Here is a 12,607-nt window from a genome sequence, read left to right as displayed (position 1 = left end):
AACCTCCGCCCATCTGCGAGTTCTCAGCCCGACGCGGGTGAGCCGCACGGCGCCCGGCATCCGCGCGCCGAAGGGAGGAGTTCTCGCTGTTGGGCGGATGCTGACGCCGCAGGTCTCCGCCCATCACCGAGTTCTCCGCCCGAGACGGAGCGCCTCAGCGCCGCCCGGCGCCGGCCGCGGCATCCGCCAGCTGCGTCTGCCACGAGCGCAGCAGCGAGCCGAAGGCCTGCGGGCGCTCGAGTGGCAGCAGGTGCCCGGCGTCGAGGGTGACGAGTCGGGCGTCGGGCATCCGGGTCACGATCTCGGTGTGGAAGTGCGGCGGCGTGATCGCGTCGTCGAGTCCCGAGACGACCAGCGTCGGCACAGACAGGCCCGGCAGCCGCGCGAGCAGGTCGCCGCGACTGAGCTGAAGCTGCAACTGCGCACGCAGCCGCACCTCGCCCGTGGCATCGCCCATCGCGAGCGTCCGCTCGACGAGATCGGGGCGCTCGCGCACGGCATCCTCTCCGAGCAGGGCCGGAAGGATGCTGCGCTGCAACTCCCGCGCATCGGTCCCCCCGTCGAGGAGGTCGAGCCACTCCTGCCACGCCGTGCGCTGCCCTGTCGTCGGCGCCTTCGCATTCGTCGACACCAGGCAGAGCCCGGCCACCCGGTCGGGAGCCGCGAGCGCGAGAGACATCGCGACGATGGCCCCGAGCGAGTGCCCGACGAGCACGAACCGCTCGGGCAGCTCGGCGAGCAGCGCCTCGACCTGCTGAGCGATGGTCGGGCGGTCCAGCACCGGCTGGACCGCCCCGTCGAGTCCGGCATCCGCCCACAGATCGGCGGTGCAGTTCATGCCGGCGAGCAGGACCAGCGACACGTCAGCCCTTGACGGCGCCGTCGCTGAGTCCCGCGACGAGATACTTCTGGGCGATGAACGCGATCACGAACACCGGGATCGTGAGCAGCATCGACGCGGCCCCCGCCTGTTGGAGCATCGGCAGAGTCTGCCCGAGCTGGGTGGCGATGAACACGGGAACCGTCTTCGACGACGTGTCGGTGAGCACGAGAGCGGTCAGGTACTCCTGGAACGCGAACAGGAACACGAAGATGCCGGCGGTGAGGATGCCGGGGCCCATCAGCGGGATCATGACGCGGCGCAACATGCCGATCCTCGTGCAGCCGTCGATCATCGCGGCCTCGTCGAGCTCTTTGGGGATCTCGGCGAAGAAGTTGCGCAGCAGCCAGATCGTGAACGGCTGGTTGATCGCGACCAGGGCGATCGCGAGGGCGAACGTCGTGTCGTAGATGCCGAGCGCGCGACTGATGTCGTACATCGGCAGCACGACCGCGAAGCGGGGCAGCGCGCGGAAGATCAGCGCGAGCACCAGCAGGATCGCCGAGACGTAACTCGGGAACCGCGAGAGCGCGTACGCCGCGGGGATGCCGATCACGAGGGCGATCACGGTCGACACGACGGCGACGACCAGGGTGTTGATCAGGTAGTCCGCGAAGTACGTGGTCTGCCACAGGTCGACGAACGCCTGGAGCGTCGGCTGGTAGTCCCAGAGCACCGGCGGGTTGGAGAACGCGACATCGGTGGGCTTGGTCACCGAGAGGGTCATCCAGATGAAGGGGCTGAGCACGACGATGCAGAGGATGCCGAGGAGCAGCCCTGTGATGACCGGCGGACGGTTGACTCCGCGGCGCTTGCGCTTCGGTGCGCCCTTGGTGACGATCGCCCTCGTCGAGAGTTCTGCGGAGGTGAGACTCATCGTTCGGCCTTCGCTTCCTTGAAGATGCCCCGGATGAACGGGATCAGCATGATGAGGATCAGGAGGATGGTGAGCACGTTGATCGCGCTGCCGAGACCGAGGTTCTCGGCACCGTCGGCGAAGGCCACCGAGTAGACGTAGAGCATGATCGACTCGTTCCCGATGTTCTGCGCCTGCGGCGACAGCGGGATGAGGTTGTCGAACATGCGCAGCACGTCCATGATCGTGATCAGCGTCACGAAGCCGAGCACGCCGCGGATGGTCGGGATGATCACGTTGATGTGCGTCTGGAAGCCGTTGGCGCCGTCGATCTTGGCGGCCTCCTTCAGCTCGTTCGGGACTCCTTGGAGCCCGGCGAGGATGATGAGCATCGCGAACGGCAGCATGTGCCAGACGGTGTTCGCGATGACGAGGATCGCGTTCGGCACCTGGTCGGTGAACCAGAGCACCTGCGAGCCGCCGAAGAATCCGATCAGCCGGTTCACGACGCCGCCGAAGTTGTCGTCGAAGAGCCACGAGAACGCGACGGCGCCGACGAGGTTCGGCAGCACGTACGAGACGAGCATGATGCCGAGGACCAGCGGACGGGATGTGGTGATGCGGTTGATGCCGGTGGCGATGATGTAGCCGAACACCAGCAGGATGGCGGTGGTGACGACGGTGACGGCGACCGTGAAGAGGACCGCCTTGTGGAATCGAGGATCCGTCAGAGCGTCGGTGAAGTTCTCCAACCCGACGAACGTGCCGGGTGTGCCGTAGCGGACCTGCTCGAAGCTCCACTGCACCGTGCGCACCAGGGGGAGCACGAGGAGTGCGCCCATCACCAGCAGGCTCGGAGCGAAGAGCAGCCAGAATTCGCGTGCCTTCATGTGCGTCCTCCCTTGGACGGACTGTGGCCTGAACTCGCGCTCAGGCCACAGTCATGGACGTCGGTCAGTGGTCAGCCGGCGACCTTCTCGCCGGCGGCCTGCATCTGGGCGAGTCCGTCGTCGACGGACACCTGGCCGTTGAGGATCGAGACCAGGATCGGACGGATCTCGTTCGTGATGTCGGCGATGACCGGCGACACGATCGGCGGCATCGCGCTGGCGATGGAGTCGTTCGCTGCAGCGCCGTAGGGAGAGTTCTTCTCCGTCACCATTCCCTCGCGGGCCGGGTAGGCCGCGGGGACGGATGCCTTCGAGGCGTCTTCGCTGACGGCCGAGGCCATCATCTGGAACAGCATGTCATGGTCGAGCTTCGTGTTGAACGGGATCGACCAGCCGTCGATCGAGAGACGGTTGTACGAGTACTGCGCGTCGTCGGTGAGCTTGGGCGCGCCGGCGAAGCCGAACGAGTCGGCGAGCTTCGAGTTCGCGTCGAGCGTCAGGTCGAACATGCGGCCCGAGAACATGATCGACATGGCCGCGGTGCCGTTGAACATCTGCTGCTGCACCTTGGGCTGGTCGAAGGTGGTGACCTGCGGGTCCATGTACGGCTTGAGCGCGAGCATCGCCTCGACGGCCTGCTTGGCCTCGGGGGTGTCGAGCGTGACGTCGCCCTCCGGGCTGACGAAGTCGGCGCCGAGCGAGTTCATCGCACCCTCGAAGCCGGTGGTGACGTCAGCCGTGGCGAGCCAGGGCAGCGCGATCGGGTAGTCCATGAGCCCCGCGCCCTTGATGGCCTCGGCGGCGTCGATCATCTCGTCGAACGTGGTGGGGACCTCGAGGCCGAGGTCGTCGAAGATGTCGGTGCGGTACGCCATCACGAACATCTGCGCCTGCATCGGGATCGCGTAGATCTCGCCGTCGTACGACATGCCCTCGACCATCGACTTGCTGATCTCGTCGAGGCCGTAGTCGGCGGCGTACTTGTCCCAGAGGTCGTTCAGCGGGATGAGCTTCTCCTCTTCGCCGAAGCCCGGGATGACGAAGCCGTACGTCTCGATGATGTCGTACGTGCCGGTGTCGCCGGCGAGGGTCGCCGTCGTCTTGGTGACCTGGCCGCCGAAGTCGATCGGGTCGTGCTTCAGCGTCACGTCGTCGGTCGAGCAGCTCGAGACCATCGTGTCGGTGAAGGGGTCGATCGCGGAGGAGTTGTAGGCGAGGACGTTGACCGTCGTCTTGCCTTCGGGTGCCGTGTAGTCGCACGTCACCTTCGTCGAGTTCGCGTTGTCAGTGCGGGAGCCCGCTCCGCAGCCTGCGAGGGCGACGATGCCCACGGCTGCGATGGCGAGTACCGGCAGTGCTCGATGCTGTGTGTGTCCCATACGGGTGATGGTATACGTATGCAGTCAACTTAGGGAAGCCTATTTTTCAGGAAAGTATTCCCTCTGAATACGTATACGTAACGATTCTCCGCGGGCTCTTGCGGGCGACGCGGGGAACGCAGGCCTCCGGCGGCCTCAGACCGGATCGGCGCCTTCCAGCCGTCTCAGGCCGGGCATCCTCAACATGGTCCGGCCACCGCGCTCCACCACGACCATGAGCACGTCGTCGCAGCTGCGGCAGCGCACGACGTATCCCATCGGATGGCCGTAGACCGCAGCCTGCGCCAGCGCGGCCACGTCGCCGCAGCCCGCGCACTCGCCGCGGGCGGTGGTGGGCTCGAAGGAGAGCAGATCGCCGATCGGGCCGGCGAGGACGTTGCCGTCGAGATGACCCATCAGATCCCTCCGAATCGTTCGGTGCGGATGCGGTCCTCCGCGTGGCCGAGGGCGATCATCGCGCGGGCGACGACCTCCACGAAGCCGTTGGGACCGCAGATGTAGATCAGCGGTCGGTCCGCGGGCGGCACCGTCGCCTCCGCCAGGTCGTCGGTGGTGAGACGACCCGGCCGGCGCGCCCAGTCCGCCGGCGTCGTGCGCGTGTAGTGCCAGGTCGTGTCGACCGTGGCCGCAGCGGCGGAGAGCTCGTCGCCGAAGAACGCGTCCTCCGGAGAGCGCAGCGAGTACAGGAGCCGCATCGGCGCCGTGCTTGCGGACCGCGCGTGCGCTCGCGCCATCGCGATGAGAGGGACGACGCCGGATCCCCCGCCGATCAGCTGCACCGGCTGAGTCTCCTGAGATCTCCACACGAACCATCCGCCGAGCGGGCCGCGGAGCTCGACCGTGTCGCCGAGCTCGAGCTCCTCGACGAGGAAGGGAGACACCTCGCCGTCCGGCAGGAGATCGACGGCCAGCTCGATCTCCGCGGATGCGCCGACGCTCGCGATCGAGTAGGAGCGCACGGCCTGGTAGCCGTCGGGGGCGGTCAGCCGCACGTCGACGTGCTGACCCGCCTCATTGCCCGGCCACTCGTCGACGGCGAACACGAGGCTCCGCGCCGTCGCCGCGAGGGCATGGGCGCGCACCAGCGTGCCGACGTACCAGCCCGACCCGGGGCTCGTCACGCGTAGCGCTCTTCTCGCCAGGGGTCGCCGTGCATGTTGTAGCCGTTCTGCTCCCAGAAGCCCGGTTCGTCATCGTCCTGCAGCACGAGCCCGCGCACCCACTTCGCGCTCTTCCAGAAGTAGAGGTGCGGCACGAGCAGCCGCGCCGGGCCGCCGTGCTCGGGGTCGAGCGCCTCGCCGTCGTACTCGTACGCGACCCAGGCCTTGCCGTCGAGGATCTCCTCGAGGGGAAGGTTGGTCGTGTATCCGCCGTACGAATGCGCCATCACGAAGTCGAGGCTCGTCTCGACGTCGGCGAACAGGGTGTCGAGCGAGACCCCGCGCCACGACGTGCCGAGCTTGGACCAGCTGGTGACGCAGTGGATGTCGACGGTGATGTCCTCGGCGGGAAGAGCGCGCAGCTCGTCCCAGTCCCAGCGGTGCGTCGTACCGGTCTCGGTGCGGATGAGGAAGTCCCAGTCCGCCGTATCGACCGCCGGTGTCGGCCCGGCCGAGAGCACCGGGAATCCCTCCGTCAGATGCTGCCCGGGCGGGAGAGCAGCGTTCTCCTCGCGGCGGCGACCTCCGAAAACAGCCATCACTTCTCCTTCCGGGCGGGATCCGGTGCTCCGCGCGCGGGCTCCGGCGACGATCGAACAGCGTCACCCCATTGCTAGCGCTCCGGCGCGGAAATAGCCAGTGCCCGTGCGATTCAGCGTGGCGTCTTCTCCGCGGTGCGACCCGTCAGGCGCTCATCGCCCGCAGTCGCGGAGCGCGGGGCAGCTCGCCGGAGAGGACCGGTCCCGTCAGGTCGAGCCCGCGGGAGGACGACGCCTCCGCCATCATGGCGGTCAGGAGCTCCCGATCGAGAGCGATCTCGTCGGAGACGTCGAAGCGCAGCGGGATCGAGGCGTTGATCCAGAGCGTCGCGCTCGTCTTCTCGTGCTCGGGGATCGTCAGCGCGAAGGACTCGCCACGTCGGAGCTTCGTGAGGGCGACGGTGCGGACGTGCGCGAGCAGACGGTCGTCCAGTTCGATCGGTTCGGTCGAGCTGGCGTAGTTCATCGTTCCCATGACTGTCCCTTCGATGCGAGAAGTAGTACGAGAAATATATTACTAGTCTAACTAGCTAAATCTCATCTCCTACTCGGGAAGGGAGTCGATCTCCTCCGTGAGACGTCGGAGGAAACGCGCGACGTGGGCCGCCTGATCGTCGGTGAACTCCTCGGCCACGCTCTCGATACGACGCGAGAGCTCGTCGACGGGCGAGTTGATGTCACGGAGGGAAGGACGCAGGATCTTCGATCGGGCGTCGTCCGGATGCGGTGCGACCACGATCTGCCCGCGGTCCTGCAACCGCCTGATGAGACTCGTGATGGCCGCGGTACTGACGCCGAGGTGCGCGGCGAGGTCGCCCGGGGTGGCCGGGGAATCGGACGGCGCCTCGATGATGAAGCGCATCGCTGCGCGGTCGGTGTCGTTCGGCGCCCGCATCGCGAGGAGGCGACGCGTGAACTGCGCGTCGGCGCGGCGCAGATCCTCGACAGTCCGGACGAGGGAGGAGTTCGTCACCTGAGTACTGGTCGCCATCACACTCCTCGCGTCGTTCACGCGTCCATGCTACTCGATCGTCGGATAACGAGATCGTCTAGGAAAGCCAGCGGGACCTGGCGATCTCCTGAGCGTGACCCCCGGGCGGGGATGCGATGATGGATTCAGGTCTGCCGTTGGGAAAGGACGCCATGGCTGAGCGAGAAACCTTCGAGGATGCCGGCTACATCCTGTATTCCGACATGCTCGATCGGCTGCAGCAGCGGTTCCCCGACATCGCGACCTGGCGCGTCGCCCAGGTCGTCGCCGCCGAGATCGATGCGATCACCGGCGGTGTCCCGCCCATCGTGCCGGCGGCGGTCGAGACCGGCGCATCCGAGATGCTGGAGCGCGAGCAGGGGCACGCCCGGCACGAAGGCGAGGTCGCGTGATGCAGCAGCCCGAAGAGTTCGGCCGCTCCGGCTACTGGTACCCCGAGGCGGAGAGCGCGACCACGGTCGATGTGCTCAACATGCTGCGTCGCTACCGGGGAGCCGAGACGGCGATGCGCGCGCGCACCCGCGCGTCGATGGGCATGAACGAGACCGACCTGCTGGCCCTGCGCTTCCTTCTCCGCGAGCAGCGCGCCGGGCGCATCGTGCGCCCGATCGACATCGCGCGCGCGCTGGACATCTCCACCGCGTCGACGACCACCCTGATCGACAGGCTCGAGAAGGGCGGGCACGCGCGGCGCGAACCGCATCCGACCGATCGACGGGCGGGCGTGGTCGTGCCGACGACGCACAGCGACGACGAGGTGAAGTCGACGCTCGGCGCCATGCACCGGCGGATGCTGACGCTCGTCGACGAGCTCTCCGATCAGGAGCGCGCCGTGGTGACCCGTTTCCTGGCCGGGATGACGTCCGCGATCGAGGAGGCATCCGATCTCGACGAGGAGCTCCGCGACGTCATCCGCTCGCACGAAGAGGGTTCGAGCGACCAGTAGCCGCTCGGACGCTCCGCCCCTTCCGCGTCGGCAGGACGAGGCGGACGAGCAGGGCGATGACCGGGCCGGTGCGGAGCGGGAGGGGCCGCATTCCGGAGATCTGTCCGACGGCGCGGTGCGCGGGATACGGAGCCGACTCGCGGTCGCCCGCGATCTCCGTCTGCACATCCTCTGCCGTCGACATGACAACCTCCTCGAGAGAAAGATTACTAGCCTAGCTAGCAATACATCCATCTCGCGGTCGACCCTTGACACAGCGCGGGGCCGCGACCTAAGGGCGGCGCTTGTCCAACGCTCCGCAGAGCAGCACAGCCACGAGTCCGGCGACCGGGGCGATGAGGAGTCCGGCCCGCAGGCTCTCGTTGTCGGCGATGAATCCGACGAACGGCGGCGCCAGCAGGAAGCCGATGCGCAGAAGCCACGACACGATCGTGAGTCCGACGCCGTGACGGAGGCCGGGCAGCTCGTCGGCCGCGTGCATCGCCGCGGGAATGAGCGTGGCGATGCCGAAACCCAGCGCGGCGAAACCGAGGATCGTCCCGAGGATGCTGGGGAAGGCGAGCGCCAGCCCCATCCCGGCGGCCGCGATCAGCCCGCCGGCACCGGCGACGAGACGCTGACCGAACCGGTCGGTCAGGCCGTCGCCGAGGATGCGGCCCACGAACTGCGCGAGCATCAGGGCGATGAAGCCGAGCGGAGCGATCGCGGCGGCCGCCTCGAGCGAATCGGCGAGGTACAGCGTCGACCACGAGTTGCCGGCATCCTCTCCCACGGCTCCGGCCATCGCGATGAGGGTGAGCGCCGCGAGCAGGAGGATCGTGCGCAGGCTCGGGCCTCGGCGGACGGCCGCGCGGATCTCGGCGCTCTCGGCGAGGGCATCCTCCTCGCCCGCGGCATCCGCCGGCTCTTCGTCGCGGCCGGGCAGGCAGAAGCGCAGCGCGCCGATGGCGACGGCGGCGAAGACCGTGGTGGAGATGGCGAGATGGATGCCGACGGGCAGGCCGATCGCGATCGCGACGGCGGCCATCGCGCCGCCGAGCACCGCGCCGATGGACCAGATCGCGTGGAACGAGTTGATGATCGAGCGTCCGTACCGGCGCTGCACCCGCAGGCCGTGCGCGTTCTGCGCGACGTCGGTGATCGCGTCGCACGCCCCGGTGAGGAACAGCGCGCCGGCGAACAGCAGCACCGACGGCGAGAGTCCGGCGAGCAGGTAGCCGATGCTGGTGAGCGCGGTGCCGAACACCGCGAGGCGCCCCGAGCCGAAGCGGCGGATGAGCACGGCGGCGGCGAGACCCGCCACGATCGCCCCGGCGGGAAGGGCGGCGAGCGACAGGCCGTAGGCGGTGTTGTCGAGCCCGAGCGCGGCCTTGATCTCGGGGTAGCGCGGCAGGATGTTCGCGAACAGCGCGCCGTTCGTCAGGAACAGCGCCGAGACGGCGATGCGTGCGCGGCGTGCCGCGGCATCCGGGCCGGGTCGCGCGGCCGTTGCCGTCGTGTCGCTCGGATCGTCCATCGCGCCCATCCTTCCACGGGCGCTCGGCTTCCGTGATCGCGGAGTCGCCGCGGTCAGAGGCCTTCGGCGATCTCCTTGATCGCGGCGAGACGACGATCCCACTGACGACCGATGGCGTCGAGCTTCGCGGCGGTGGCGGCGAGCTCGGTGCCGATCACCCGGAAGCGCACCTCGCGGCCGACGGGCACGGGCTCGACCAGCCCGACCTCCTGCAGCACCGCGAGGTGCTTCGCGATGGCCTGGCGGCTGACGGGCAGGCGCCCGGCGAGGGCGGATGCCGAGGCATCGCCCTCGCCGAGAGCCGTCAGGATGCTCCACCGCGTCTCGTCTGCGAGCGCCGAGAACATGGGGATCAGGGTGTCCGCGGTCATGCTTCGCCCTCGACGAGCGCGACCATCTTGTCGAGCTCGGCGTCCCAGCCGGTGCGGTGGCTCTCGAGGTTCTCCCGCGGAGCGGACGTGCGCTCGAAGCCGCTCTCGACGACGGTGAGCTGCGTGCCGCCGTCGATCTCGTCGAGGGTGAACGTGAAGACGGTCGAGGTGCTCTCGTCGATCGCGTCGGGCAGTCCGTCGGCGGCATCGTCGTTGTTCCACCGGTAGCTGATGACGTGCGGCTCGTCGTACGCCTCGACGCGCAGGGGGATCACGTCGTCCTCGGGGAAGCTCATCGTGCCCGTCGCGCCGACGCCGGCGCCGTCGAGCTGCGTGCGCCCGAACCACCGGGAGATGTGCTCGGGTTCGGCGACGGCTCGCCAGACCTTATCGATGGATGCCGCGATGCGGATCGTGCGTCGAACGGAGAAGGTCTCCTCGTCGACGACGGAGCCTGCGTTCTCTGTCATGTTCACCATGATGCGTCCTTTCGTCGCGGAGCGGTGGGATCACCACTCATCTGCAATTCCAGAGTTGCACATCCTCGGCTTGAATGCAACCCTCGAGTTGCACACCACTGCCGCCTTACATCTCCGACCGGCCGCGCGCCACCCGCTTCTCCCTGTCGCCGGTCCGGCATAACCTCGACCCATGACCGAGCTCACCCAGCCCACCGGACGCGAAGAGGCGCTGCGCGCCGTCCCCCGCGAAGACGGCTCCGCACCGCGCGCGCTCGTGCTCGGCGCGACCGGCTACATCGGCGGACGACTGACTCCGCGCCTGCTCAACGCCGGCTACCGGGTGCGGGTGCTGGCCAGAGACGCCGTGCGCGCGGCATCCTTCCCCTGGGGTCCCGACTGCGAGATCGTCGAGGGGTCGGCCGACGATGCGGATGCCGTCGCCGAGGCCGTCGACGACGTCGACGTCGTCTACTACCTGATCCATTCGATGACCGCCGGCAAGGGATTCGAAGAGAGCGACGAGCGCGCCGCGACGACCGTGGCCGATGCCGCGGCCCGCGCGGGAGTACACCGGCTCGTCTACCTCGGCGGCCTGCATCCCGACGACGTGAAGCTGTCGCCGCACCTGCGGTCGCGCGTGGAGGTCGGCGAGACGTTCCTGCACTCCGGAGTGCCGACGCTCGTGCTGCAGGCCGGAGTCGTGATCGGCTCGGGGTCGGCGTCGTTCGAGATGATCCGGCACCTCACCGACGTGCTGCCGTACATGCCCGCGCCGAAGTGGGTGCGCAACCGCATCCAGCCGATCGCCGTGCGCGACGTGCTGCACTACCTGCTCGGCGCCGCCCGGGTCGACGAGAGCGTGAACCGCGCGGTCGACATCGGCGGGCCCGACGTGCTGCGGTACGGGCAGATGATGAACGGATACGCGGTCGAGGCCGGGTTGCGGCAGCGGGCTATCGCCTCGCTGCCCGTGCTCACGCCGTGGCTCGCCTCGCACTGGGTGAACCTCGTGACGCCGGTTCCGCGGTCGATCGCGCGTCCGCTCGTCGCGTCGCTGCAGAACGAGTGCGTGGTGAAGGACCGCACGGTCGACGACCTCATCCCCCGGCCCGACGGAGGTCTCACCCCGTATCGCCGGGCGGTCGCCCTCGCGCTCGGTCGCGTCAACGCCGACAACATCGAGACCAGCTGGCAGGACTCCGAGGTATCGGGGGCGCCGAGCGACCCGCTGCCGAGCGACCCCGACTGGGCGGGGCGCACGGTGTTCACCGATGCGCGGTCGCTCGAGACGAAGGCATCCGTCGACGATCTCTGGCGCGTGATCATCGGCATCGGCGGAGAGAACGGGTGGTACTCGTCGCCGTTCCTGTGGGCCGTGCGCGGGGTGATGGACCGCCTGGTCGGCGGCGTCGGGCTGCGACGCGGTCGACGCAACCGCACCGCGGCGCGCATCGGCGACGCGATCGACTTCTGGCGCGTCGAGGCCGTGTCGCAGCCGCACTCGGGCGAAGAGGATGCCGGGCTGCTGCGGCTCCGCGCCGAGATGAAGGTGCCCGGCGAGGCGTGGCTCGAGCTGCGGGCGATCGCCGACGGAGCCGGCGCGCGCTACGAGCAGAGGGCCGTGTTCTTCCCGCGGGGGCTGAGCGGACGACTGTACTGGCTCGCCGTGCTGCCGTTCCACGGGTTCATCTTCGCGGGCATGGCGGCGCGGATCACGGCTGCGGCCGAGACGGGGACGAAGACGGGACGGGGTCACGACCCTTCGTGATCGCGGGAGTCTCCCGATCGGCAGCTGCACCGATCTCGGCGCGCACCAGCCCCTCGAGAACGGGAAAGGCCGTCGTCACCGTGCGCCACAGCAGCTCGCCGTCCAGGCGGTCGTCACGATGCACGACGAAGTCGCGGTTGCGGGCCGCCTGGCGCCACACCGGGTCGGCGAAGCGCGCGGGATCGGCATGGACGAGTCGCTTCGCGAGCTCACCGATGCGATTCGACAGCGCTTCGAAGGCGAGCGACAGTGCGTCATCCTCATCGAACGCATCTCGGCCGCGCTCGGCGAGTCGGGCCGCCCGAGCAAGCGTGTCGCGAAGATCCGCGAGCCATCGGTCGACGCGATCTGCGGAGTTCACAACCTCACCGCTTCTCGCAGGATCGCCGCATCGCGTTCAGGACGCAACGCCGCCGCGCTGACGACCGACACCGGCACACCCAGCAGCGTCTCCATGTCGATCTCGAACTGCGCGATGTCGAACATCGTCGCCTCTGTTCGCGGCGTGACCAGCAGGTCGACGTCGCTCAGTTCGGTCTGGTCGCCGCGAGCGATGGAGCCGTAGACCTGCACATCGTCGAGATGGGATGCCGACGCCAAGCGCTGGATGAGCGACCTGAGCTCCCGCAATCGATCGAGTCCGACCGCGGTCGGCTTCTCCTCCGTGAGCGCGCGATAGCGGGCAAAGGGAAGGAGAACGGCCTCCGGCCGGCGGTGGGATCCGATGATCACCGGCACTGCTGATCCTTCGCGGAACGACCCGATGATGCGCGAGAGGCCAGCGCGAGCATCGGACACCGAAGTCACATCCATCGCCACTCCTCAAAATATGTACAGATTATTGTACAGG

Annotated in this window: 17 protein-coding genes; 3 read left to right on the top strand and 14 right to left on the bottom strand. The window is 68.4% G+C overall.

Features of this window, described 5'->3' with window-relative positions; genetic code table 11:
• Positions 1–154: 154 nt before the first annotated feature.
• The 9 genes from DW306_RS12890 to DW306_RS12850 all read right to left on the bottom strand — a co-directional run bounded on the left by DW306_RS12890 (position 155) and on the right by DW306_RS12850 (position 6,695).
• Entirely contained in the window at positions 155–862 is a 708-nt protein-coding gene (locus tag DW306_RS12890; RefSeq protein ID WP_136055992.1) for an alpha/beta hydrolase, read from the bottom strand.
• A gap of 1 nt (position 863) precedes the next feature.
• Positions 864–1,757: a carbohydrate ABC transporter permease gene (locus DW306_RS12885; RefSeq protein ID WP_136055991.1), complete on the bottom strand. Its 894-nt coding sequence runs from the start codon at positions 1,755–1,757 to the stop codon at positions 864–866.
• Entirely contained in the window at positions 1,754–2,626 is an 873-nt protein-coding gene (locus tag DW306_RS12880; RefSeq protein WP_116636121.1) for a sugar ABC transporter permease, read from the bottom strand. The genes DW306_RS12885 and DW306_RS12880 overlap by 4 nt, the downstream gene beginning before the upstream one ends.
• A gap of 71 nt (positions 2,627–2,697) precedes the next feature.
• Entirely contained in the window at positions 2,698–4,005 is a 1,308-nt protein-coding gene (locus DW306_RS12875; RefSeq protein WP_136055990.1) for an extracellular solute-binding protein, read from the bottom strand.
• Positions 4,006–4,140: 135 nt separating this feature from the next.
• On the bottom strand, positions 4,141–4,401 hold the full coding sequence (locus tag DW306_RS12870) for a DUF6510 family protein (protein ID WP_136055989.1): 261 nt from the start codon (positions 4,399–4,401) through the stop codon (positions 4,141–4,143).
• The gene (locus tag DW306_RS12865) at positions 4,401–5,126 is read right to left on the bottom strand and encodes an FAD-binding oxidoreductase (RefSeq protein ID WP_240747191.1); all 726 of its coding nucleotides are present in this window, start codon (positions 5,124–5,126) and stop codon (positions 4,401–4,403) included. The genes DW306_RS12870 and DW306_RS12865 overlap by 1 nt, the downstream gene beginning before the upstream one ends.
• The gene (locus DW306_RS12860; protein WP_136055988.1) at positions 5,123–5,704 is read right to left on the bottom strand and encodes a sulfite oxidase-like oxidoreductase; all 582 of its coding nucleotides are present in this window, start codon (positions 5,702–5,704) and stop codon (positions 5,123–5,125) included. The genes DW306_RS12865 and DW306_RS12860 overlap by 4 nt, the downstream gene beginning before the upstream one ends.
• A gap of 145 nt (positions 5,705–5,849) precedes the next feature.
• Complete coding sequence (locus DW306_RS12855; protein WP_136055987.1) at positions 5,850–6,179, bottom strand: hypothetical protein; 330 nt, start codon at positions 6,177–6,179, stop codon at positions 5,850–5,852.
• 69 nt (positions 6,180–6,248) lie between these two features.
• Entirely contained in the window at positions 6,249–6,695 is a 447-nt protein-coding gene (locus DW306_RS12850; protein ID WP_136055986.1) for a MarR family transcriptional regulator, read from the bottom strand.
• A 152-nt stretch (positions 6,696–6,847) separates the two neighbouring features.
• On the opposite strand from DW306_RS12850, the gene DW306_RS12845 reads away from it, so the two are divergent.
• Positions 6,848–7,087: a hypothetical protein gene (locus DW306_RS12845; protein ID WP_136055985.1), complete on the top strand. Its 240-nt coding sequence runs from the start codon at positions 6,848–6,850 to the stop codon at positions 7,085–7,087.
• Positions 7,087–7,641, top strand: a complete 555-nt coding sequence (locus tag DW306_RS12840; protein ID WP_136056029.1) for a MarR family transcriptional regulator — start codon at positions 7,087–7,089, stop codon at positions 7,639–7,641. The genes DW306_RS12845 and DW306_RS12840 overlap by 1 nt, the downstream gene beginning before the upstream one ends.
• 271 nt (positions 7,642–7,912) lie before the next feature.
• Here the strand turns inward: DW306_RS12840 and DW306_RS12835 are convergent, their stop codons facing one another.
• Genes DW306_RS12835 through DW306_RS12825 form a run of 3 tightly spaced genes read right to left on the bottom strand, consistent with a single transcriptional unit; the run spans position 7,913 to position 9,998 of the window.
• On the bottom strand, positions 7,913–9,157 hold the full coding sequence (locus DW306_RS12835; RefSeq protein WP_136055984.1) for an MFS transporter: 1,245 nt from the start codon (positions 9,155–9,157) through the stop codon (positions 7,913–7,915).
• Between the two features lie 53 nt (positions 9,158–9,210).
• A complete protein-coding gene (locus tag DW306_RS12830; protein ID WP_240747190.1) occupies positions 9,211–9,528 on the bottom strand; it encodes a metalloregulator ArsR/SmtB family transcription factor in 318 nt (105 codons plus the stop codon).
• Positions 9,525–9,998 carry an SRPBCC domain-containing protein gene (locus DW306_RS12825; protein WP_240747189.1) on the bottom strand — a complete coding sequence of 158 codons (474 nt, stop codon included), beginning with the start codon at positions 9,996–9,998 and terminating at the stop codon, positions 9,525–9,527. The genes DW306_RS12830 and DW306_RS12825 overlap by 4 nt, the downstream gene beginning before the upstream one ends.
• Before the next feature lie 181 nt (positions 9,999–10,179).
• On the opposite strand from DW306_RS12825, the gene DW306_RS12820 reads away from it, so the two are divergent.
• Positions 10,180–11,757, top strand: coding sequence for an SDR family oxidoreductase (locus DW306_RS12820; protein ID WP_136055982.1), 1,578 nt, complete (start codon positions 10,180–10,182; stop codon positions 11,755–11,757).
• On the opposite strand, the gene DW306_RS12815 is transcribed toward DW306_RS12820, so the two are convergent.
• Together DW306_RS12815 and DW306_RS12810 are read right to left on the bottom strand one after the other, a co-directional pair.
• Positions 11,702–12,118, bottom strand: a complete 417-nt coding sequence (locus tag DW306_RS12815; protein WP_136055981.1) for a HepT-like ribonuclease domain-containing protein — start codon at positions 12,116–12,118, stop codon at positions 11,702–11,704. The two genes, DW306_RS12820 and DW306_RS12815, sit on opposite strands and share 56 nt — an antisense overlap.
• Entirely contained in the window at positions 12,115–12,570 is a 456-nt protein-coding gene (locus DW306_RS12810) for a nucleotidyltransferase domain-containing protein (RefSeq protein WP_136055980.1), read from the bottom strand. The genes DW306_RS12815 and DW306_RS12810 overlap by 4 nt, the downstream gene beginning before the upstream one ends.
• Positions 12,571–12,607: the final 37 nt, after the last annotated feature.

Source organism: Microbacterium sp. K24, assembly GCF_004794465.1.
Classification (GTDB): Bacteria; Actinomycetota; Actinomycetes; order Actinomycetales; family Microbacteriaceae; genus Microbacterium.
This window is presented reverse-complemented; position numbering and strand designations above follow the sequence as displayed.